Origin of the sequence: Rhizobium sp. BR 314 (assembly GCF_047445805.1) — a bacterium.
In the GTDB taxonomy this organism is placed as follows: domain Bacteria; phylum Pseudomonadota; class Alphaproteobacteria; order Rhizobiales; family Rhizobiaceae; genus Rhizobium; species Rhizobium lusitanum_B.
This window is the reverse complement of the sequence record NZ_JARWLA010000029.1, coordinates 39,175-59,079: the sequence shown is the minus strand read 5'-3', so window position 1 is coordinate 59,079 and position 19,905 is coordinate 39,175. Positions and strand designations below refer to the sequence as shown.

21 protein-coding genes and 2 pseudogenes are annotated in these 19,905 nt (G+C 60.3%); 9 read left to right on the top strand and 14 right to left on the bottom strand.

The window, feature by feature from the left end:
* Window positions 1-180 precede the first annotated feature (180 nt).
* Together QD461_RS27160 and QD461_RS27155 are read left to right on the top strand one after the other, a co-directional pair.
* Window positions 181-1,104 carry an ArdC family protein gene (locus tag QD461_RS27160; protein ID WP_028755179.1) on the top strand — a complete coding sequence of 308 codons (924 nt, stop codon included), beginning with the start codon at window positions 181-183 and terminating at the stop codon, window positions 1,102-1,104.
* A 624-nt stretch (window positions 1,105-1,728) separates the two neighbouring features.
* Entirely contained in the window at window positions 1,729-2,037 is a 309-nt protein-coding gene (locus QD461_RS27155; protein ID WP_004119799.1) for a DUF736 domain-containing protein, read from the top strand.
* Between the two features lie 72 nt (window positions 2,038-2,109).
* Here the strand turns inward: QD461_RS27155 and QD461_RS27150 are convergent.
* The 5 genes and pseudogenes from QD461_RS27150 to QD461_RS27130 form a co-directional block, all read right to left on the bottom strand.
* A pseudogene (locus tag QD461_RS27150) lies at window positions 2,110-2,229 on the bottom strand (HU family DNA-binding protein); the annotation flags it as partial.
* Window positions 2,230-2,322: 93 nt separating this feature from the next.
* The gene (ltrA, locus tag QD461_RS27145) at window positions 2,323-3,843 is read right to left on the bottom strand and encodes a group II intron reverse transcriptase/maturase (RefSeq protein WP_004119807.1); all 1,521 of its coding nucleotides are present in this window, start codon (window positions 3,841-3,843) and stop codon (window positions 2,323-2,325) included.
* Between the two features lie 610 nt (window positions 3,844-4,453).
* A pseudogene (locus QD461_RS27140) lies at window positions 4,454-4,621 on the bottom strand (HU family DNA-binding protein); the annotation flags it as partial.
* A 121-nt stretch (window positions 4,622-4,742) separates the two neighbouring features.
* On the bottom strand, window positions 4,743-5,354 hold the full coding sequence (locus QD461_RS27135; protein WP_028755140.1) for a zeta toxin family protein: 612 nt from the start codon (window positions 5,352-5,354) through the stop codon (window positions 4,743-4,745).
* Window positions 5,335-5,577 (bottom strand): hypothetical protein, encoded by a 243-nt coding sequence (locus QD461_RS27130; protein ID WP_004119810.1) that lies wholly within the window; start codon window positions 5,575-5,577, stop codon window positions 5,335-5,337. The genes QD461_RS27135 and QD461_RS27130 overlap by 20 nt, the downstream gene beginning before the upstream one ends.
* A gap of 179 nt (window positions 5,578-5,756) precedes the next feature.
* Between QD461_RS27130 and QD461_RS27125 the strand changes: the two genes are divergently transcribed.
* Window positions 5,757-6,056: a hypothetical protein gene (locus tag QD461_RS27125; protein ID WP_004119811.1), complete on the top strand. Its 300-nt coding sequence runs from the start codon at window positions 5,757-5,759 to the stop codon at window positions 6,054-6,056.
* A gap of 22 nt (window positions 6,057-6,078) precedes the next feature.
* Here QD461_RS27125 and QD461_RS27120 read toward each other — a convergent pair whose 3' ends face one another.
* A complete protein-coding gene (locus tag QD461_RS27120; protein ID WP_004119812.1) occupies window positions 6,079-6,336 on the bottom strand; it encodes a WGR domain-containing protein in 258 nt (85 codons plus the stop codon).
* Window positions 6,337-6,697: 361 nt separating this feature from the next.
* Here QD461_RS27120 and QD461_RS27115 point away from each other — a divergent pair, with 361 nt between their 5' ends.
* Window positions 6,698-6,874, top strand: coding sequence for a hypothetical protein (locus tag QD461_RS27115; RefSeq protein WP_015342042.1), 177 nt, complete (start codon window positions 6,698-6,700; stop codon window positions 6,872-6,874).
* Between the two features lie 149 nt (window positions 6,875-7,023).
* Here the strand turns inward: QD461_RS27115 and QD461_RS27110 are convergent, their stop codons facing one another.
* From QD461_RS27110 to traC, 4 genes are all read right to left on the bottom strand, one after another.
* Window positions 7,024-7,602, bottom strand: a complete 579-nt coding sequence (locus QD461_RS27110; protein WP_004119813.1) for a thermonuclease family protein — start codon at window positions 7,600-7,602, stop codon at window positions 7,024-7,026.
* A 232-nt stretch (window positions 7,603-7,834) separates the two neighbouring features.
* Window positions 7,835-9,811 (bottom strand): Ti-type conjugative transfer system protein TraG, encoded by a 1,977-nt coding sequence (gene traG / locus QD461_RS27105; protein WP_004119814.1) that lies wholly within the window; start codon window positions 9,809-9,811, stop codon window positions 7,835-7,837.
* Complete coding sequence (gene traD / locus QD461_RS27100) at window positions 9,804-10,019, bottom strand: type IV conjugative transfer system coupling protein TraD (RefSeq protein ID WP_004119826.1); 216 nt, start codon at window positions 10,017-10,019, stop codon at window positions 9,804-9,806. Before traD ends, traG begins: the two co-directional genes overlap by 8 nt.
* A 4-nt stretch (window positions 10,020-10,023) precedes the next feature.
* Window positions 10,024-10,320: a conjugal transfer protein TraC gene (gene traC, locus QD461_RS27095; RefSeq protein ID WP_004119828.1), complete on the bottom strand. Its 297-nt coding sequence runs from the start codon at window positions 10,318-10,320 to the stop codon at window positions 10,024-10,026.
* 256 nt (window positions 10,321-10,576) lie between these two features.
* On the opposite strand from traC, the gene traA reads away from it, so the two are divergent.
* The 4 genes from traA to QD461_RS27075 are packed head-to-tail and all read left to right on the top strand — an operon-like array spanning window position 10,577 to window position 16,228.
* Complete coding sequence (traA, locus tag QD461_RS27090) at window positions 10,577-13,888, top strand: Ti-type conjugative transfer relaxase TraA (protein WP_004119830.1); 3,312 nt, start codon at window positions 10,577-10,579, stop codon at window positions 13,886-13,888.
* Window positions 13,885-14,451: a conjugative transfer signal peptidase TraF gene (gene traF / locus QD461_RS27085; protein WP_004119831.1), complete on the top strand. Its 567-nt coding sequence runs from the start codon at window positions 13,885-13,887 to the stop codon at window positions 14,449-14,451. Before traA ends, traF begins: the two co-directional genes overlap by 4 nt.
* Window positions 14,441-15,604 carry a conjugal transfer protein TraB gene (locus tag QD461_RS27080; RefSeq protein ID WP_004119833.1) on the top strand — a complete coding sequence of 388 codons (1,164 nt, stop codon included), beginning with the start codon at window positions 14,441-14,443 and terminating at the stop codon, window positions 15,602-15,604. Before traF ends, QD461_RS27080 begins: the two co-directional genes overlap by 11 nt.
* Window positions 15,605-15,619: 15 nt before the next feature.
* The gene (locus QD461_RS27075; RefSeq protein ID WP_004119835.1) at window positions 15,620-16,228 is read left to right on the top strand and encodes a TraH family protein; all 609 of its coding nucleotides are present in this window, start codon (window positions 15,620-15,622) and stop codon (window positions 16,226-16,228) included.
* Between the two features lie 263 nt (window positions 16,229-16,491).
* Here the strand turns inward: QD461_RS27075 and QD461_RS27070 are convergent, their stop codons facing one another.
* On the bottom strand, window positions 16,492-16,728 hold the full coding sequence (locus QD461_RS27070; protein ID WP_004119837.1) for a helix-turn-helix domain-containing protein: 237 nt from the start codon (window positions 16,726-16,728) through the stop codon (window positions 16,492-16,494).
* Window positions 16,729-16,977: 249 nt separating this feature from the next.
* Here QD461_RS27070 and QD461_RS27065 point away from each other — a divergent pair, with 249 nt between their 5' ends.
* Window positions 16,978-17,292 carry a transcriptional repressor TraM gene (locus tag QD461_RS27065; RefSeq protein WP_004119838.1) on the top strand — a complete coding sequence of 105 codons (315 nt, stop codon included), beginning with the start codon at window positions 16,978-16,980 and terminating at the stop codon, window positions 17,290-17,292.
* A 3-nt stretch (window positions 17,293-17,295) separates the two neighbouring features.
* On the opposite strand, the gene QD461_RS27060 is transcribed toward QD461_RS27065, so the two are convergent.
* The 3 genes from QD461_RS27060 to trbH form a co-directional block, all read right to left on the bottom strand.
* Window positions 17,296-18,000: an autoinducer binding domain-containing protein gene (locus tag QD461_RS27060; RefSeq protein ID WP_004119842.1), complete on the bottom strand. Its 705-nt coding sequence runs from the start codon at window positions 17,998-18,000 to the stop codon at window positions 17,296-17,298.
* Window positions 18,001-18,158: 158 nt separating this feature from the next.
* Window positions 18,159-19,460 carry an IncP-type conjugal transfer protein TrbI gene (gene trbI / locus QD461_RS27055; protein ID WP_004119844.1) on the bottom strand — a complete coding sequence of 434 codons (1,302 nt, stop codon included), beginning with the start codon at window positions 19,458-19,460 and terminating at the stop codon, window positions 18,159-18,161.
* Window positions 19,461-19,470: 10 nt separating this feature from the next.
* The gene (gene trbH / locus QD461_RS27050) at window positions 19,471-19,905 is read right to left on the bottom strand and encodes a conjugal transfer protein TrbH (protein ID WP_004119847.1); all 435 of its coding nucleotides are present in this window, start codon (window positions 19,903-19,905) and stop codon (window positions 19,471-19,473) included.

The window sequence follows — 19,905 nt, the reverse complement described above, 5'->3', positions numbered from 1 at the left end:
TGGCACGCCCGTCGCCGCCCGTTCCTTCGTCGGGTCTGCAGGAGCCGCCGGCGGATGCAACGGCTTCGCCGTCCTCCACTGCGTTGCGGCTGTTCCGGTGCATCCACCGGCTGATCTGCTCCTGCTTTCGCCCTCCGTAACGGGCGGCGACGGGCGCGGCCTTGAAACGGAGGTTTGGATATGAGCAAGACAGAAAATCAGCGGGGCGATCTCTACAGCCGCATCACCGACAGGATCATCGAAGACCTGGCGAAAGGCGTGCGGCCCTGGATGAAACCATGGAATTCGGCGAACACGGCAGGCCACATTACCCGCCCGCTGCGTTACAACGGGCAACCCTATTCTGGCGTCAACGTGCTGCTTTTATGGTCGGAGGGTATCACACGGGGTTATACGTCATCCACATGGATGACGTTCAAGCAGGCCCTGGAACTGAGCGGCGCAGTGCGCAAGGGCGAGACCGGCACGACCGTCGTCTTCGCAAGCCGATTCACCAAGTCCGAAACCGACGGGAACGGCGGCGAGGTCGAGCGGGAGATCCCTTTCCTGAAAGCCTACAGCGTCTTCAACGTCGAACAGATCGACGGACTTCCCGACCAGTATCATCACCGGCCGGCACCGGTTCTCGATCCGGTTGAACGGGTTGGGCATGCCGATCGGTTCTTCCGCGACACCGGCGCTGCAATCCGCCATGGCGGCAACCAGGCCTTCTTTGCGCCTGCCGCCGATCTCATCCAGATGCCACCATTTGAGAGCTTCAAGGATGCGGCAAGCTACTACGCGACTTTAAGCCACGAGGTCACGCACTGGACGGCGCCGGCCCACCGCCTCGCTCGCGACCTCAGCCGCTATGCCAAGGACAAATCCGAGCGAGCCCGCGAGGAACTGATAGCGGAGCTCGGTAGCTGCTTCCTTTGCGCCGATCTCGGGATTGTTCCCGAGCTCGAGCCCCGCCCCGATCACGCCTCCTACCTCGACTCCTGGCTTAAGGTCCTGACCGACGACAGACGGGCGATATTCCAGGCGTCGGCGCATGCGCAACGGGCCGTAGCGTTCCTGCATTCGCTGCAGCTCGCCGCAGCCGACGAGCGGCTCGTCGCGTGAAGACTTGTCAGCGCCGGTCGTTGGCCTCGCCAGCGGTCGGCAACTCTTGCCCGTCGGTCGGGGGGCGCGTCACGATCAGCCGCGAGGTCCAGTTTGCCCCAGATCGAGGTTGTCCGGTCGATCGGCTTGAGCTTCCGGGACGGCTTGATTTCGACGATAAACGGCTTTGTCTGCTGACGTATAGATCCTCAGGCGACGGTTCGCGAGGCGCCGCGATAGCGCGGAGCGGGCAATGCAACGCCCTCACGCTGGGTGGTTCTGCGAGGTTTGGGCTAGGCATGTGGACAAGACAGCGGACTGATCGTTGTAGCGTCCGGGCAGGCACCGGGGACGGGCTGCCATTGCCATATCCCTTCGAGCACTGCAGCAAGCCACGTCCTTCGCGGGCTCGATGAGGCATGTCTGATCGAAGACCGGCTTCGCCTCGATCGTCTTCCCGCAACGGCCTTGCGAAACTTTCTTCCGCTGAGCGCGATGCGCTCATTCCTCGCGGAGCAACAAAGCTTCTCCTGGCCGCCCGCCATTTCATTTCGGCCCTACGGGTGCGGACCGATCGTCCCCGATCCTTGCGACAGCCATCGAGGCCGCGATGGGCGCGGCCCGARACAGCAAAGGAATACGACAATGGCAACCATCGGCACCTTCACCACCTCCGAAACCGGCTTCAACGGMTCGATCCGCACGCTCGCCCTCAACGTCAAGGCCCGCATCGCCCGCATCGAAAACCCCTCCGACAAGGGCCCGCACTTCCGCATCTACGCAGGCAAYGTCGAGCTGGGCGCGGCCTGGCAGAAGCGCTCCGAGCAGGACCGCGACTACCTCTCGGTCAAGCTCGACGATCCGAGCTTCCCTGCCCCGATCTACGCGACGCTCACAGAGGTCGAGGGCGAAGAGGGCTACCAGCTGATCTGGTCCCGCCCTAACCGGGACTGACACGCAGACGGCCCCGCTAAAGCGGGGCCGTCGATCTCTCGGTTAAAGGCCGGCTCAGCGGTCCGCAAACCCTTACGTGTTCAAGGCGTCCTTCAGAGCCTTGGCAGGCTGGAAGCCCAGCTTTCTTGCCGCAGCAACCTTGATCGCCGCACCGGTCGACGGATTGCGGCCTTCGCGCTCCGGGGTATGCTGTCGGGTAGGAACGACCCGTTGCCGGGCCGCTCCTCCCTAAGAACTGTACGTGCGAGTTTCCCAGCATACAGCTCAAGCCTCCGCCAAGCCCTGTTAGACCAGAGCCGCCAGTTCCTGTGCATCGGTATGAGATGTGGAATCACCGGGCCGATCCGTAACTTCCGACGGCAGACCGCGCCTTCCGGCGAAGTAGCTGTCCCACATGGGATCGAAAGGATTCGCTTCGGCGCGGATTTTGCAGTGGCGACGTATCGGTACGTCGGATGCGTGGATGAGGCGGATGAACTTGAAGTTTCCTGCCTTATCCTTCATCCCGGTGCGGAATACCCAGTCTCGTGTACCTTCCCGAGCGAAGTAACGATACTTCACCCAGCGAAGCGGCTTGTCCGGGTGTCTACGACAGGCCCACTGCCAGAGACATTTCCAGATGAGATGATCGACCTTGCGAAAGGTCTCCTTCGCCACCTGGTTGTGATGATAATTGGTCCATCCCCTTATGACCGGGTTTAGCGACATTATCAGATACTCCTGCTTCACATCGGCGGCACCCTTGGTGATAGTTCGGATCTTGCGCATAAACGCCACCACGTTCTTCTTGGCGGGTTTGATGTGGGTATGCCCATCATATCTGCGCACGTTCCAGCCGAGGAAGTCGAAACCTTCCTCGACCCGCACGATGCGAGTCTTTTCTTCAGACAGAGACAGGCCCCGTTCTGACAGAAATTCCTCGACCATAGATTTCGCCTCCTCCAGCACTTCTTTTGAAGCACCTGTGACGACGAAGTCATCGGCGTAACGTATCAAGTGGACCTTGGTCAGGCTGTTGCGACGTCTTGGGCCGTAGAAGTCCCGTAACATCTTTTCCATTCCGTCCAAGGCCATGTTGGCGAGCGTGGGCGAGATTATTCCCCCTTGCGGAGTTCCCGCTTTCGTCGCGTGCCAGTCACCGTCCTTTATGTAACCGGAGTCCAGCCACTTCCGGAGCACCACCTTGTCCATGGGGATGTTGGCGATGAGCCAGTCCTTGCTGATTTCGTCGAAGCAGCCAGCAATGTCCGCATCCAAGACCCATTCCGCCGTGCCGCGCCCGCGCAGCGCGATAAAGCACTGCCGGGCCGCATCACGGGTTGCTCGATACGGTCGAAAACCGTACGAATTAGGGTCTGCCGTCGTTTCCGCGACAGGTAGCAGAGCGAGCAGGTGAAGTGCCTGCATGGCCCTGTCCTTCATCGTCGGAATACCGAGCGGACGCAGTTTCTTGCTGTTTGCTTTCGGGATATATACCCGCCTCAACGGCAAAGGATGATACCCACGCCGTTTGAGCGACAATAATCCTCTGACGCACTTATCCGGTGTGTCCCAGATGATCCGGTCCACTCCGGGTGTTCTCTTTCCCTGATTTCCAGTAACCCGTTTCACCGCAAGCGCCTTGCCGCTGAACGAGTGGGTCAGCAGCCGTTGCAAGGCTTTCACCTTGCCCCAGCGACCTTCCTTAACTGCCTTCGCAATACGCATCTGCAGCCGTCGCACGTGTTGGTAAGCCTTGCGCCAGTCAATCTGGCCCCAGCTCGCCGCTTCGCGGGAGGCCGCACCAGTCACTGTTGTGACCGTCATTTGCCTGTCCTCCTGCCGAGGGTTCTGCACATTCTCTCGCGACGGGAGACCCGTCGGAAGTCTGCTCCCTTTCGGGCGGGGTGATGTTGGCGAGCCGCAACCCCTGTCCAAACCATTACAGTCCGGCGTTCGCTTTCTCCGACATCCTCTGCCCGCACCGCCAACAACTTTCCTTGCGGTCGGCCTGCCCATTGCCGGGCGACGATGCGGGTTTACCGTGTTTCACCTAAATAACGCGGGCGGGTTAGACCCTGCCTATCCGCCGGCGGTCCTTCGTCCGTGTGCCTCCAAAGTGAAGAGAAGCATCCGACCGCACACCTTTTGGTTCAAGCCTGTCAGCATCTTTGGCTTGTCAAATTTCACGACGTTTATCAGCAGTTCATTTGCATTGATCATACCACCCAGCCTAGCGCCCCATCCGCATTGATGCTCGCAGAAGATGCCTCAGCCTCACGACATCGGCATGGCCCGAAGGCCCGGCTACATTGTCCCGGCAGCTTCAAACCGGACCGTTACCAGTCCCGCATGTGCCGGTAGGCTACTGATGACGGAACATCAGGTTTGTCCCGGAATATAAATCCCGTACAAACAATTACTTAGGCGACTTTCACGTCGCACTCACCTTGAATTTCCCGAAGCCGGGAATGAACGTCTCGGCGCCGGAGGTGGCAGCGGCCGTGATCGCCGCAAATACAGCTTCGACGATCGCCTTTCCCTGCACCTTCGTCAGGCCGTGGTCTGACGCGATCTTGTCAGCGATTTCATTTGTCGTGGTCATCGATTTCTCCTCGTTTCAAGAAGGAAATCATTTCCACCGGAGCCGCAGCCTGTCACGCAAACACCTATCTGGAGGCCAGACAATCGACGGTTCTCCACAGAAAGTGCGGAATCACGACTCCTTATTCGGTTGCGATGGACCGAACCGCTTTGGCAACGACCTCCAGAGCGTGCACGTCGAGTTCAATGACCCCATCAGACTTCTCGCCGATCGTTTTCGGCTTTGCGCCGCTGTTGTCCCAGATCCAGGCCTTGTCGGCTTGTTCCAGAAACCAGGGAAATTGCTCAAGGGACCGTTGGTACCGCTGGCGGACTTTTTCGTCGGGTACCGGATGTCCGCCTTTGGCTACGCGCAACTTGATCCGCTCGATCGAGCGCTCGGGGCTATCGACGACGACATATAAGAACCAGACCGCGAATCCGAGCGCCTTCGCCGCTACCACGAGACGTCGATACTTCTCTGTCGACAGGACTGTTTCGACGCCGATTGTTTTGTGGACGTTGATCGACGCTTCAAGCCAAGACTCGATCCGTTGAACCGCGGTTAGGTTGGCTTCCAGCGGCGGTCTGGACTCGACTTTGCTGATTCTGGCAGCCAGTAGATCCGGATTTACGATCCAGACTGAGCGACCTTCCATTTCAAGGTCGGCATTCTCGTACACGCTGCTTTTCCCAGAGCCATTTGGCCCGGCGATGATCAGGAAGACTGGCTGCTCAATCTTCGATGGGAGCACGATCAAGGACGCCAGTTACAGCCTTGTTCTCGCGACGCGCCTTGGCGACATTCTTGCTGAACACGTAGCTCAGATCTTTTCCGAGCGTCTTGCTCTGCGCGTCGATCGTCCGAACAGTCAGAAACTGCCCGGTACCTGCGTCACGCACGCGTTTCTGCGTGACCGCGGTATCGCGTACGCCGACTTTGGCACTTCCAAATTTTTTGACGACGACTTTGGCCATGTCTGCTCCAACCTTTCCGCAAATATAGCAATCATTTTCCCACCCGAAAAGAGCCTGTTGGCTTTTGACTGGAGGGTGTGCGAGCCTTGCTATGAGAGCGAACGGCTTCACGTTGAAGGCGAAGCAGCCGAATCGCATTGCGAAATCTACCAGGCGTGGGCCGCCACTGTCATGTCCCTTTGTCTGGTTATTCGTGGCTCCAGGGGCGCCTCGATGGGGCACGTCTGACGCGGACCGGCTGCGCCTCGCTCGCTACCCGCAACGGCGCTTCGAAATTTTCATCACCAACCGGGACTGAGCCGGAAACGCCCCACCGTGAGGCGGGGCCGACTGGCCAGATAGGCAAGCCGACGACAGACATCGAGCCTGCCGCCGGCTTTTTCGGTGCGATACGGAACCGGAATATGTTCGGCGTCAAGATCCCGTTCTTCGTCGAGATCGAGATGTCCTTCGAGACCGACTGGAACAGGCGCCGATGAGGCCCGCTTCGGCGGGCCATTCTCATGTTGGCACGGAGGTGCGTGGACGATAGCCGCGCTTTCGTTTCTGCCGCAGCAGGTCGAGAAACAGTTCGACTGCTTCCTCTTCCCGCCCGAAATGGTGGACCATCATCTGACCCTTCGTGCCGATGCGGCCCCATTTCCGGAGCAGGCAGACATCCCCGAACAGGTTGGGCTCGATCGACATGGCGTAGTAGCGCGCCATGTTTCTGGCGGCGTCAGAGCGTTCGACATAAAGATGGTACGGTTGCGCGATCATGAGACAAGAATCGCCTATGCCGGGAATCGCGTCCAACGAGACTTATGAATCGGTCGGCAAGGATCGATTCATATCGCTGATGACCTGCGACCGGACACGATGGCCTTGCTCGAATTTGCCTGATGACGGTCCGTGCGGATGGCGACCATCGATAAGGAACTTAAACCAATTCCGCGGGATTTCCTTTCGAGGCTGGGCTTGGCACAATGAGCGTCTTCGACTGCCGCCGACATCAGATGATAGAGGTTTAATTTCAGGGAGCTTCGCTTTTTTTAGGCGTGCGCTGGCGCAGGTTTCTCACTTCGCCGGGATTTCACCTCCGAGAAGATCATAAATTTCGAAAATAGCATGAGGATGTCACATGAAAGGCTATCTTCCCTATGTCATCGGCGCATTGTTGGGCGCCATCGTCGCGGTCGCTGTGTCCATTCTCTTCGGCCTTGATGGGATGTTCCAGCTTGCGGTCTTGGCGCTGCTGCCGGTTCTGGGTGCTGCGCTGGTCGAGCGCTTTTACTATCGCGGGTCACGAGCGCGCTAACGTGACTATCAACAGATGGATATCGGGCCTCGGTCGTGCAAAGCCGACGGTTCTTGGGCGAGACGCCTGCGGCGCACGGCTCTATTCGCGATGCTCACGGTGCCCGAAAACGGTCTCCGCCCATCCAGGTGCGATCCTCTCGCAGCCCCTCACCCGCACCATCCATGTCTTGCGCCGTCCCAGCGCCGGGCAAGACCTTCATCGATGAGGCGGTCGCCGAGCGAGCGCCCTTCCCGTGTAACGGTCCGGAGTTTTCGGCCATACTTGTCCTCGTCCCGCAAGCCTACTGACAACGAGAACTTGCCGGCGTTCAGAAGCGCCAGCAGGCGCGCTTTCGCTGCCTCGCCCTTGATCCGTTCCGCCTCGCAGCGCGGTGGGCTGAGCTCCGGCGTGTCGATGTCAGCGATGCGGATTTTTTCTCCCCCAAACCAGAAAGTGTCGCCATCGACGACGCAGTTCATTCGCACGCTCTCGCCGCACAACGAAAACGTGGCCTGCGACGTATCCGTTGTCGGCGCCTTGGCCAAAGCTAAGATGCCAGAAAGATCGCCGGCGCCGGCAAACGCAAACCATCCGCCTGCTCCAATGATGATGGCTGAGATGACCGCCATCAGCGACTTGCGCGGGCCGTTCTGTCCAGTTCGGAATTTTCGCTGCGGCCGATATCGATCGCTCCCGCGGCCGGATTTGCGCCGCGGTCTCAACGGCACCACATTCGATTTCGCCACGTGCCTGTCCTCTGCTGTTCGCATCAATCTACGTCGAGCCCGGTTTCTTCTGTCTTTACGAACAAGCCGGCCTCAGATGGAGTTTAGGAGCGGGCGCAGTCGGTCCCGCCTCCCCGGTGTGGGCCACTATGTTGAGGCTCCTGCGGCTGCGCTTTTTCCCGCTCCTTGCACGACGAGAATTCCAGAAATCCCGCCCTTCGGCGGACGCCCACGCTGATTTCTCCGATACTCTTCATTGTTCTCGATCGGCCTTGCTCGCTGCGCTGCGCGCCGGCCGATCGGGCGAATTCTCTGCGGGGTTCGCTGCTTTCGAAAACGCTCTCGCGCCCACGCACCCCTTCATATCGTCACGCCGAAACCAGATCGCGCGTCCGCATCTGAGCGGCGCGTTTCCGGCGGTGAAGACGATCTGCTCGTCGGCCCGCATGCGCAGCACCTCGTGCGGCTGGATCAGCGGCCTGGCGGCGAGTTGCTTCGACCGCGTGCGCGACGATCCTTTCGATTGGACACTGCGGCTGACCTGATCGATCTCGACGGTCGTCATGCCGCAGCGGCGTGAGATGTAGTCGGCAGTCTCGGGATCGTTGATCGCGGCGAATGAAATCCAGCTTGCGCTCTCGAACCATTTGCTYGCCGCATCGCGGCCGCCATAGGTCTCGCGCATCTGGCCGATCGACTGGTAGATCATGGTCAGCGTGATTCCATACTTACGGCCGGCGTCGCGCGCGGTCTCCAGGATGCGCATGTAGCCGAGGCGCGCCACCTCATCGAGAAGGAACAGTGCCCTTCCCTGCATCTCTCCGTTGCGGTTGTAGATCGCGTTCAGAAACGCGCCGATGATGACGCGCGCCAGGCCCGCATGCGTCTCCAGCGTCTTGAGATCGATGTTGATGAAGACATCCGTCTTTCCGTCCGCCAGATCGCTCGTCGAAAAGGAAGTTCCCGAGACCAGCGCGGCGTAGTTCGGATAGGACAGCCAGTGCGTTTCCTTGACCGCGTTGGCATATACGCCCGAGAAGGTTTCCGGCGTCATGTTGACGAAGGCTGCGACATTCTCCTTGACGAAATCCGAATTCGAATCGTCGTAGATTTCATGCAGCCGCTGGCGCAGTTGGGGCTCTGGCTCGGACAGGTTCTTGCGTACTTGCCGGAGTGTCTGGTCGTTTTCCGTCGTGTGGCCTGAGAGGCAAACGTCGGCAATGAGAGCCGTCAGCAACTGCAAGGCCGAGGCGCGGAAGAAGTCGTCACGGACCCCACGCGCGCCACCGCTGTCGCTCATGATCCACGATGCGACGGAGGCGATATCCTCCTCTTTCGTTCCCCCGAACCGGCCGATCCAGTCGAGCGCGTTGAAGCCGATTTCCGAGTGTTTCGGATCGAGCACGAAGACGTCGCGGTTGGCGTCGCCACGGTGCTTCAACACCATTGGCGCAACCTCGTTCGAAGGATCGAGGACAACGAGCGCGCCACCCCACTTGAGCGCCGTCGGGATCGTGACCGATGTCGTCTTGAAGCCGCCGGATCCGGCGAACACGATGCCGTGCGACGAGCCGAACGAGCCGTCGAAGCAAAGCAGCGGCGACTTGCCGCCCGCTCCCCAGCTCGCGGCGCTGTCGGCGCGAAACGATGGTGCCGCGATGCTATCCCGGTCGACCCGGTAGCGCTCGCCGATGACGATGCCGCCGCTCTCGGCAAACAGCTTTTCGGCTTGCGATAGTTTCATCCAGTCGGCCTCGCCGTGCAGCGCCCGTTTCCCAACGATGCGCTTCGGTTCGGCCCTCGCGAATGTCGCGTTGCCGGCAATCGCCACACGCATGCCGAACAGCGCCGACATCAGCACGGCAGCAGCCCCGATCGCCGTCGCGGGATCGAGATAGTTGAAGACGGTTTTGCCGGCCGGGACTTGTTCGAGATACGCGGAGAGCCTCGATGCCTCGCGCAGGACCGCTAGGACGAGCGTCGCTGTCGCGCCCGTGACAACGCCCCATCCTGCCGTCCTGATCCGCGCGGAGCCTGCGCTCGCAAACAGAAAGATGATGCCGACGACGGACGCGGCGACATAGGGCAGAGCGATGCCGGCACGGCCGAGCATCTGCCGGGCGGCATCGCTCTTGCCGAAGTGGGATAGCCACAGTTCGGTCCCGGTCATGCCGATGGCCATCAGCATCATCAACGCGCATGGCGCTACGAACAGCAGGATCCTAGTCATCTCTCTCTCCGAACGCTTCAGCACCGAGTGCGGCGAGCCGTGAGCGCTCCTGTGCGTCTCCCTTCAGGCGCGCGGCGGCATCGATGAGGAGCCCGAGCAGCAGCGCGCGCTTCTCGTAGCGCAGCCCCGCCTTGATGATCAGGCCGCCGAGCTCGATCTTTTCGCGCGTGTCCTTCTTGCGGGCATCTGATGTCGTGGATCTTCGCATCCGCTCAAGCCTCGCCAGTCCTGCCCTCAGCCGTACCAGGCGGGTTCTGCGCGGCGGGCGCGCTGCCCTCGCCTGCGCCGCTTGCCCCCTTCCCTCCGGTCGAACGGACCTTGCCTCCGCGAAAGCGTTTCGCCAGATCCTCGAATGCTGCCTGCAGTTCACCCTCGTCGATCTCGATCTCACCGAGCCCGGCTTTAAGCGCGATCCGGCCGATGCGCTCGGCCTCCCGGGTCTCGGCGAGCTTCAATTGCTCCTGGAGCCTGGCGATTTCGTCGCGGATTTTCGAGGATGGTTTCTTCATGTCCGGATGTCTCCTTGGGTGCGAAAGCTTGTCTTTCGGACCCCATCTTCCGGATGTCGGTGCGGAACGCACTACTGTGAATCCTACAATCGCCAAGGGCGATGCTTTCGTGGATGATCCCGGCCGCTCGACAAGAGCGGCATCCGAAGGGCGCAATTATACGTCGCTGGCGCGACGTTCTTTTGAGAGCGCCTGGCGGAGCCGATCTCGCTGGCGAACATGTTGATTTTGCTCGGAATCGGGAGAGAATTCCGCCGTGGCCGTTCCTCATTTCTCCGTCAGCATCGTCGCCCGCGGCTCCGGCCGCAGCGCTGTGCTGTCGGCGGCCTATCGGCATTGCGCCAAGATGGAGTACGAGCGGGAGGCCCGCACGATCGACTACACCCGCAAGCAGGGCTTGCTGCACGAGGAGTTCGTCATCCCTGCCGATGCGCCGTCATGGCTGCGGACGATGATTGCCGACCGATCCGTCTCCGGCGCGTCGGAAGCGTTCTGGAACAGTGTCGAAATCTTCGAGAAACGCGTCGATGCCCAGCTTGCAAAGGATGTGACCGTTGCGCTGCCGATGGAGCTCTCAAGCGAGCAGAACATCGAACTGGTGCGGGATTTTATCGAGCGTCACATCACGTCGAAGGGCATGATCGCCGACTGGGTCTATCACGATGCACCCGGCAATCCGCATGTGCACCTGATGACGACGCTCCGGCCGCTGACCGAAGACGGGTTCGGCGCCAAGAAGGTTGCAGTGACCGGCCCTGGCGGCAAGCCAGTGCGCAACGATGCCGGCAAGATCGTCTACGAGCTCTGGGCCGGCAGCCTCGACGATTTCAATGCCTTTCGTGACGGCTGGTTCGCCTGTCAGAACCGGCACCTGGCGCGCGCCGGCCTCGATCTCCGCGTCGACGGCCATTCCTTCGAGAAGCAGGGGATCAATCTGACGCCAACCATCCACCTCGGTGTCGGCGCCAAGGCGATCGAGCGCAAGTCGGCGGAAGCCGAGCGGGCCCCTTCGCTGGAGCGGTTGGAGCTGCAGGAGGAGCGCCGGGCCGAAAACGCCCGCCGCATTCAGCGCCGTCCCGAGCTCGTGCTCGACCTGATCACGCGGGAGAAGAGCGTCTTCGACGAACGCGACGTTGCCAAGATCCTCCACCGCTACATAGACGACGCTGGCCTCTTCCAAAGTCTGATGGCAAGGATCCTGCAGAGCCCCGAAACGCTCCGGCTCGAACGCGAGCGGATCGAGTTTTCAGGCGGCCTACGCGTGCCGACGAAATACACGACGCGGGACCTCGTCCGGCTGGAAGCAGAGATGGCCAACCGGGCGATCTGGCTGGCTCAACGCTCTTCTCACGGCGTTGCGGACGCTGTGCGCGAAGCCACCTTCGCCCGCCACCTGCGCCTGGCGGACGAGCAGAAGACGGCGATCGCACATGTTACCGGCGGCGAGCGCATCGCTGCGGTGATCGGACGTGCAGGCGCCGGCAAGACGACGATGATGAAGGCGGCGCGCGAAGCCTGGGAAGCGGCCGGTTATCGCGTCGTCGGCGGGGCGCTTGCGGGCAAGGCCGCCGAGGGCCTGGAGAAGGAAGCCGGCATTCTCTCCCGCACGCTGTCATCATGGGAACTGCGCTGGAACCAAGGCCGCAATCAGCTGGACGACAAAACCGTATTCGTTCTCGACGAAGCGGGCATGGTGTCGTCGCGGCAGATGGCGCTGTTTGTCGAAGCGGCGACCAAGGCCGGCGCCAAACTCGTGCTTGTCGGAGATCCGGAACAGCTCCAGCCGATCGAAGCCGGCGCTGCCTTCCGCGCCATTGCCGACCGCATCGGCTATGGCGAACTCGAAAACATCTACCGCCAGCGTGAACAGTGGATGCGCGAGGCGTCGCTCGATCTGGCCCGCGGCAATATCGGCAGAGCCGTCGAAGCCTATCGCGCCCAGGGCCGCGTCAGCGGAGCCGATCTCAAGGCCGATGCCGTGCAGGCGCTGATTGCCGATTGGAACCGCGACTACGATCCGCAAAGGTCGAGCCTCATTCTTGCGCACTTGCGAAGAGACGTGCGCATGCTCAACGGCATGGCTCGCGCAAAGCTCGTCGAACGCGGTCTCGTCGCCGACGGTTTCGCCTTCCGGACCGAAGACGGGCACCGAAAATTCGCGGCCGGCGACCAGATCGTGTTCCTGAAGAACGAGGGCTCGCTCGGCGTCAAGAACGGTATGCTGGCGAAGGTCGTGGACGCGACGCCCGGGCGTATTGTCGCGGAAGTCGGAGACGGCGAACACCGCCGCCAGGTCACGGTCGAACAACGCTTCTACGCCAATCTCGATCACGGCTATGCCACCACGATCCATAAGAGCCAGGGTGCCACCGTCGATAGGGTGAAGGTGCTGGCTTCCCTCTCTCTCGACCGCCATCTCACTTACGTGGCCATGACCCGTCACCGAGAGGACTTCGGTCTCTACCACGGCCGCCGATCTTTCGCCAAGGCAGGCGGCCTGATCCCGATCCTGTCGCGCAGACAAGCCAAGGAAACGACGCTCGATTATGCGAGTGGCCGCTTCTACGCCCAAGCCCTTCGCTTCGCCGACGCCCGTGGCCTTCACCTCGTTAACGTCGCACGCACTGTCGTTCGCGACCGGATCGAATGGACCGTCCGGCAAAAGTCGAAGCTCGCCGCGCTTGGCGCTCGTCTGGCGGCAATCGCCCGCAGGCTTGGTCTGTCCGCCGGCGCGGCCAAGACCAGTCAATCGCACAGCATGCAGGAGGCAAAACCCATGGTATCGGGCATCACCACGTTCCCAAAATCGCTGGAACAGGTCGTCGAGGACCTGCTTGCAGCGGACGCCGGCTTGAAGAAGCAATGGGAGGAAGTCTCAGCGCGCTTCCATCTCGTCTACGCTCAGCCGGAAGACGCGTTCAAGGCTGTCAACGTCGATGCGATGCTGAGAAACGAAGCGGCGGCGAAATCGACGATCACCAAGATCGGTTCCGAGCCGGAGACCTTTGGTGCGCTGAAAGGCAAGACCGGGATCCTTGCCGGCCGCGCCGACAAGCAGGCCCATGAGAGGGCCGTCACCAATGCGCCGGCGCTTGCCCGAAACCTGGAACGCTATCTGCGGCAGCGCACGGAGGCGGAACACAAATATGACGCCGAGGAGCGCGCCGTCCGCATGAAGATCTCTCTCGACATCCCGGCGCTGTCGCCGGCGGCAAAGCAGACGCTCGAACGCGTCCGTGACGCCATCGATCGCAACGACCTTCCCGCAGGACTCGAAAACGCGCTCGCCGACAAAATGGTGAAAGCCGAACTCGAAGGTTTTGCGAGAGCCGTATCGGAACGTTTCGGGGAACGCACCTTCCTACCGCTCGCCGCCAAAGACATGACAGGTCAGACCTTCCAGTCGGTGACCTCGAGCATGTCTGCCGGGCAGAAGGCGGAAGTGCAATCGGCCTGGAGCACGATGCGAACGGTGCAGCAACTTTCCGCGCATGAGCGCACGACCGAGGCGTTGAAGCAGGCCGAGACGCTGCGGCAAACGAAGAGCCAGGGGCTCTCGCTCAAATGACGCGTCCGGGTCGAACACGCGAGCGAGCCATGGCGCAGCGAAAACAAGCTGCCGTCACTTCATCGGTTTCTGCTGCCGCCATCGCAGTGATCGGACTGGCCGGTCTATTAGGCAGCTATCGCATCAATCTTACGCCGAGCGAGCCACTTGGCCTCTGGCAGATTGTCCCGCTCGACCGTTCGCCTGGTGTGGACGACCTGGTGTTCATCTGCCCACCGGACACAGCCGCCATGCACGAAGCGAGGGCGCGCGGCTATCTCCGCTCCGGACTTTGCCCCGGTCATCTCGCGCCGCTCATCAAGTCGGTGGTCGCGGTCGCCGGCCAGCGCGTCGAGATCGCCAACGAGGTGACGGTCGATGGGCGCCTGGTTCGTGCTTCCACTGTCGCCGAAAAAGACGGAGAAGGTCGGCCGCTGACACGGTTTTCGGGCGGCGTGGTACCGGGCGGTGAGGTCTTCCTGCATTCGGCCTTCGCCGGCTCGTTCGACTCCCGTTATTTCGGGCCTGTGCCGACATCCGGCATTCTCGGTCTGGCGCGTGAGGTGCTGACCTATGCGCCATGACTGGGTTTGGCCAACGCTGCTTATCATCGCCTCGGTCGGCGTCGGATCGGTGGCATGGAGCGGCCACGTGCTGTTGTTGCCGGTGGCGCTCGGCTTTCCCGTCCTCTGGTCGCTGTCGAGAACGAAAAAGACGGCAACCTTGGTTTCCGCAGCATATTTCCTGTCGGCGTCGCGCGGCCTGCCGCAAGGCGTGGCCACCTTCTATGCTGCGGATATCTGGCCGGGCCTGCTGCTGTGGCTGGCTGCCTCGGCCAGCTTTGTCGCGGCGCATGCGCTCCTGTGGACGAAGGAGGTTGGCCTTCGTCCGGGCCGCTACGTCCTGGCGGCCGTACTGATGGTGGTTCCCCCTTTCGGCATTACCGGCTGGGCGCATCCCATCACGGCCGCAGGCGTGTTGTTTCCGGGATGGGGATGGTGGGGACTGGCCGTCACGACAGCCGGCTTGGCGGGCCTCGTTTCCCGCCTCTGCCCAACTGTCGCCATGGGCCTTATAGGCTTCTGGCTTTGGTCCGCCGCTTCGTGGACGGACCCGAAGCTACCGGAAGCCTGGCGGGGCGTCGATCTCGAATTGGGTGCGTCGGTCGGGCGGGACACCAGCATGGCCCGCCACCGTGATCTAATTGCAACGGTGCTTGAACGAGGGACCGACGGTGTTCGAACCGTCATCCTTCCTGAAAGTACGTTGGGCTTCTGGACGCCGACGGTCGAACGGCTTTGGATCCGCGCGCTATCAGGGCATGACACGACCGTTCTCGCGGGCGCGGCAGTCGTTAACGCGGCCGGATACGACAATGTGGTGGTTGCAATCTCCGCAGATAGCAGTCGGATCCTCTACCGGGAACGGATGCCGGTTCCGGGCTCGATGTGGCAGCCCTGGCAGCCGCTCTTCGGCGGCAACGCCGGAGCGCAAGCGCACATCTTTGCAAATCCTGTCGTCGCGCTCGGCTCCGGGCGGGTGGCGGTGCTGATCTGCTACGAGCAACTGCTCGTCTGGCCGGTCTTGCAATCGATGCTCGGCAGTCCGGACGTGATCGTTGCGGTCGGCAACGGCTGGTGGACCAAAGGCACGTCCATTGTCGCCATCCAGCGCGCCAGCACCGCCGCCTGGGCAAAGCTGTTTTCCAGGCCAGTCGTTTTTTCTTTCAACACCTGATGCCGAGGAGGTCCCATGCTCGACGCCGCCCTTATCAAAGACTGCGCCGACCCTTCACTGAAACCCGCGATCGTCGAGCAGTTCGTCGCGGCGGCGGGCTCTGCCGATCCCCTTGCGGTGACCGTGCGCTCGGGAGGGCGGTTGATCCTGGTGCCCAAGGCCAGATCACCCGACGAGGCGATGGACATCGTGCGCCAATATGCCGGCAACGCTGTCGTTCGTGTCGGTCTGACGCAGTTTCCAGCCGGTGTGGGCGTCAAGGACCTGGCCGATCTCAAAACGGATTTGGTCGATGCTTGCCAGAACCTGCGCAAGGGAACGGCGATGTTCGCCAAGGTCCTGCGCATTGTTGCCAAATGGTACGGCGATCCGAAGAGCGATGACGTCTTCCGCCAGATTTTCGAGGATGCGCTCTATGCGTGGAAAGCCGGCGAGTTCGAGGGCGTCGGTGTGTTTCAAGCGCAGGATCCAGGAGCCTCCATCGAATTGCCTCGGCAAAGCGAAGCGCGGTCCGTCGATGAACCGCCAGCCACCGCGACCACTCCCGAGATGCGGACGAAGGTGAATGAGGTTATTGGCCAAGCCGGAATTCGGATCGATCTTTCGAGGATCGGAGGCAAATAAGCACTCGAGTTTCTTACGTCGGAAACGGCGCGACGGATGGAACATCCCCGGCATGCATAATCATCCTCGTCGAAAAGTTGAAGGGCAATTCCAAAGTGCCAACGCCACAGGCGAAAAAGGGTACCGCGGAACGTTCGCCGGATGGCATGACCTTTTATGGCCGCATAGCAATTCCTCCAGAGCCTGTCGGACATTCGGGGTTGAGGACGCGCTGAGCATTGCGTCCTTGTTTGCCTTGTTTTCGGTTCCCAGCCCTGTACCCGTCATCTCAGTGGCTCAATTTTTGTCTCAGGCCGACGTTTCAGCAGTTCAGACGCCTCAACACCTAAGACCGTCGCCAGGCGATCGACAACGTCGATGCTTGCATTATAGACACTGCGCTCCAAAGAACTGATATAAGTTCGATCGATGCCTGCCTCAAACGCGAGCTCTTCTTGCGACAGGCCTTTGGCTTGACGCGCGGCTTTCAGATTCCGTGCAAACACCTCTCGAATCTCCATGCTGGAGAGAGCAGCGGCTTGCAGAGTATTTCTCCACGGAGTATTCTCTACAGCCGTATTCCGGATATGGAATGTTCATACGAATCAGGGTGATTAGGCGTTCACTGATGCCCTCTTCTTGCGAGCAATGAATTGTCGAGTTTGTAGCCACCCATCTTACTGAAGGATGGGATCTATTCTGCAAAGCGTATACGCTACCGGAAGGTCTCGATCCTTGCCGGGTCGCAAACGAGGTAAGAGGAGAAGCGGATGGACAACGAGGTCTCATTCGAGACAAGCGGCAAAAGAGAGTCTCGTTATAAAGCGATGCGAGAAGCCGATTTGAAAGCGTTAGCAATTTCTGCGATCCGCGAGCACCGCCGACTTCTAGCCGCGGATGAAGCTGTCTACGAAACGTGGACTCTTGCAACCGCCAACGCCTCGACTTCCAGGGACGTGCTCAAGAGCCTGCAAGATGAGTATCTCGATCGTCAAAAGAAGTCAGAAGCGCAGCAGGAAGAACTCTCGGAAATCGTCGATGCGCTTGGTTATGTTCCCGATGTGCCCTCCGAAAACAACGAATGATGGTTAAACCAAACCGCGGTCCTTCGCGATTGCCACGAGCTGAGGGATCGTCGCGGCATTCAGCTTTTTGCGTGCGCGATCGAAATGGTGTTGCACTGTTCGTTGGGTAATTCCCATTAAAATGGCAATCTCCCAAGCCTTTTTACCCTTTGCCGCCCACGTAAGACACATCGCTTCCTTTGGTGAAAGCAGCCGGCTGGGTGCGACGATCGTCGACGCAGCTATGATCTTCAGGCGATAGTGAATTGCCAACACCGCCTGAAGCGGGTTTAGTTGCTTTTGACATTTTGAAATATCAGCTTTATGCCCCGAGGACGCGAATGTCAGCATAATGATCGAGCCGAAACTGCCTTGAACGGGAACCGTCACCCCACTGCGAATGCCATGTTCTACCGCTTCATCCCGAAAACGATTGAACTCAGAGCTCCCACGAGACGGCCAGTCATCGATCGCCCAGGAAAACATCTCCATCCGGCGTTTGGCTTCCGTAACGACCGGATCCACCCGAGAATATTGGTTGCTTAGGTAAATTTTCTGCCATTTCTCGGGATAGGAACTGAGCGCGCGGGCGCTAAGGCCTTCCGTTTGCAGATATGCAAAGAATTGAAATCCGCACGAATGAACGAACCCTTTGAGCCCGCGTTTGATCATCCGTTCATCGTATGAGGCTTCAACCATGTCAATGAGAGCGCTTAAGGCTGGATCCACAGACCTGTCTCCTTTCTGTTGTACGTGAAGGCGCCCCCGCTCCTTCGGAAGTGATACAGATCTGCGCTCACCCGCGCAAACGTCTATTCACCTCTATTTCGCAATCAAACCTTCTGACCAAGAGATGAAGTTAAACAAAGATCTCTTCTGATGCTGTATCACTGACTGCTGTACGTAGAGGGGAAGACGATATCCTGATCGACCAAGACATTGAACTCGTATCCCGGCCGGATTTGGATTGTCGGCTGAACGTTCAAGTTTTTCGAGATCGTCTGCTCGGCAACGCGACCGAAGGTGTCCGCAAAATTCCGTCTGGCGGCATCGGAGGCCGTGTCCTGGGTGGCAAGCGTCGTGCTTTCGGGCATCGACATGTCGATGCCGGTTCCGAGTATCGCGACAAGTGCTGCCGAACTCCACGTGCGCCAGAGATGCCGATCGACCTTATCCTTGAACCCGCCATAACCTGCCCCATCGGTCCCAGCCATGCCGCCGATTTGCAGCGTCGAGCCATTCGGGAAGATCAGATCGGTCCAGACGACGAGCACGCGGTCCTGGCCAAAGGAAACCTTGGAATCGTAACGGCCGAACAACTTGGCTCCCTGCGGGATCAGGAGCCGGTAGCCGGTGGCGCTATCATAGACATTCTGGCTGATCTGCCCGATGATCCGGCCCGGAAGGTCTGAGTTGAGACCTGTGATCAACGTGGCTGGAATGACCGAGCCGCGCTTCAGCTCATACGGCGACATCTGCGGCACGACCTTATTCGGCAAATAGCCAAGATCCTTGATGTCCTGATTGAAGAAATCCTCCTTCGAACTTTGGGCATTCGGGTCGACGTTCTGGGCCGTCAGCCCGGATTTCGATGCGGCGGTGTAGAGATCAGAAGCATTGTTGGCTGTCGTCGTCGCAGTCTGACGACCGGCGTCTGTGGAACTTTTAGCGGCCTTCTCGACATCAGAAATATCCACCTTCAAAGGCGAGTCCAAAGCGGTTGCCCGCGCCTGCAGGTGAGCCATCCGCTGGCGCTGAGCTTCACGGATATATTGTTCATCCTGCTCCCGCTTTAGGCGGGCTCGCCATTCCTCCTCTGATTCGAGCTGCGGGCCTCTTTCTTGCCGTTCCGTAGGCCGGCGGTCTATAACAGGTGCTCCCTTCTCCACCTTCTGCTCGACGGTGGGTGTTGGCTGGAGCACTTCGCGCTCACCTGGCTCGCCGATGATGCCGTCACTGATGCCGCGCTTGAGCTGGTCACCGAAGTTCGTCGCCGGTGTATTCAAGTTGCTGTCGATATCGTAGCTCCAGTTGAAGGGAAGTCCTCGCCACGATAGGCCGATCACGACCACGCCGAAGAATAGCGCGATGAGGACGGTTGCGGTAATAATTGGCAGCCGATTGAGGCGGCGCATTCCTTTCGGATCGTCGGCTTGCTTTGAAGGGCCGAGCTGGAGCGATTGGATCATACCTTTCCCCTCAATTACGCTGCATGATGGAGAGCGGACTTGCCGGCGTCGCACCGGCGGCCGTTGCTTTGTATGCGCGGCCAAGGGTAATGGACGGTGTTGACAGCCGCGCGAGCACCTGATCTTGAGTGCCATCGATCGCGTAAGTGAGCTCGACCGGTTTCACGTCCTTTCCAACTTTGCCGTCGGTTAGAACGGTGTAGCCAGAGCCCTTGAGGGCCGCCTCGAGTGCCGCCGCAAACTCCGATGTGTCCCTTTCCATCTTGATTGTCGTCGACCTCACGGGACTGATCTGCTCGGCGAGCCGGCTTGCCATGTCGGCGGCGATGGCACTTGCGGCGGGCCCGGAGACCGGCGCGGCGTTTGACCTGGCGTCAGACCCATCCCCAGCAGTTTGGCATGCGGTGAGAAAGCCGCTGATGATGATGACGAGAAGCTTGTGCAT

Bases quoted from the DNA above. Each gene is read 5' to 3' on its own strand.
- QD461_RS27160 (WP_028755179.1), top strand. From the start codon at position 181: ATGAGCAAGACAGAAAATCAGCGGGGCGATCTCTACAGCCGCATCACC.
- ltrA (WP_004119807.1), bottom strand. From the start codon at position 3,843: ATGACGGTCACAACAGTGACTGGTGCGGCCTCCCGCGAAGCGGCGAGC.
- QD461_RS27130 (WP_004119810.1), bottom strand. From the start codon at position 5,577: ATGGCCAAAGTCGTCGTCAAAAAATTTGGAAGTGCCAAAGTCGGCGTA.
- QD461_RS27120 (WP_004119812.1), bottom strand. From the start codon at position 6,336: ATGATCGCGCAACCGTACCATCTTTATGTCGAACGCTCTGACGCCGCC.
- QD461_RS27115 (WP_015342042.1), top strand. From the start codon at position 6,698: ATGAAAGGCTATCTTCCCTATGTCATCGGCGCATTGTTGGGCGCCATC.
- traD (WP_004119826.1), bottom strand. From the start codon at position 10,019: ATGCGAAGATCCACGACATCAGATGCCCGCAAGAAGGACACGCGCGAA.
- traC (WP_004119828.1), bottom strand. From the start codon at position 10,320: ATGAAGAAACCATCCTCGAAAATCCGCGACGAAATCGCCAGGCTCCAG.
- traF (WP_004119831.1), top strand. From the start codon at position 13,885: ATGACGCGTCCGGGTCGAACACGCGAGCGAGCCATGGCGCAGCGAAAA.
- QD461_RS27080 (WP_004119833.1), top strand. From the start codon at position 14,441: ATGCGCCATGACTGGGTTTGGCCAACGCTGCTTATCATCGCCTCGGTC.
- QD461_RS27075 (WP_004119835.1), top strand. From the start codon at position 15,620: ATGCTCGACGCCGCCCTTATCAAAGACTGCGCCGACCCTTCACTGAAA.
- QD461_RS27070 (WP_004119837.1), bottom strand. From the start codon at position 16,728: ATGGAGATTCGAGAGGTGTTTGCACGGAATCTGAAAGCCGCGCGTCAA.
- QD461_RS27065 (WP_004119838.1), top strand. From the start codon at position 16,978: ATGGACAACGAGGTCTCATTCGAGACAAGCGGCAAAAGAGAGTCTCGT.
- trbI (WP_004119844.1), bottom strand. From the start codon at position 19,460: ATGATCCAATCGCTCCAGCTCGGCCCTTCAAAGCAAGCCGACGATCCG.
- trbH (WP_004119847.1), bottom strand. From the start codon at position 19,905: ATGCACAAGCTTCTCGTCATCATCATCAGCGGCTTTCTCACCGCATGC.